The following is a 544-nucleotide window of genomic DNA, read 5'->3' as shown; positions in this document are numbered from 1 at the left end:
AGACTTATGAGCGGGCATTTCAGCAGTATGGATTGCACACTGCTCAGGTGTTGCTGGACCACGATGATTTATCCAACCGTCAGCGTTATCTCAATGCGCGTTCCACCCTGCGTACACTGCTAAAGCTGGGTGTTGTGCCCGTGGTGAATGAAAACGATACTGTGGTGACCGAGGAGATTCGTTTTGGCGATAACGATACCCTGGCGGCGCTGGTGGCGAATCTGGTCGAGGCTGAGATGTTGGTCATTCTCACCGATCAGAATGGTATGTATCAGCGCGATCCGCGCACACACCCCAAGGCGGAGATTATCAGCGAAACATCGGCATTGGATAAGACTCTGCAGGCCATGGCTGGAGACGGTGGCAGACTGGGGCAGGGAGGGATGATTACCAAGGTGCGGGCGGCGCGGCTTGCGGCGCGTTCGGGCGCGCATACACTGATCGCCGGTGGGCGCACCGAGCAGGTGTTGTTGCGGTTGCGGGCGGGGGAGATGCTCGGTACCTTGCTGGTTGCTGAGCAGCAGCCCCAGGCGGCGCGCAAGCG

1 protein-coding gene is annotated in these 544 nt (G+C 59.0%); it reads left to right on the top strand.

Features of this window, described 5'->3' with window-relative positions; genetic code table 11:
• Positions 1-544, top strand: a 544-nt coding sequence (gene proB, locus ACQY5R_RS18175; RefSeq protein ID WP_428610704.1) for a glutamate 5-kinase, incomplete at both ends; no start/stop codon positions are given.

Origin of the sequence: Sedimenticola sp. (assembly GCF_050289425.1) — a bacterium.
In the GTDB taxonomy this organism is placed as follows: domain Bacteria; phylum Pseudomonadota; class Gammaproteobacteria; order Chromatiales; family Chromatiaceae; genus Sedimenticola.
This window is presented reverse-complemented; position numbering and strand designations above follow the sequence as displayed.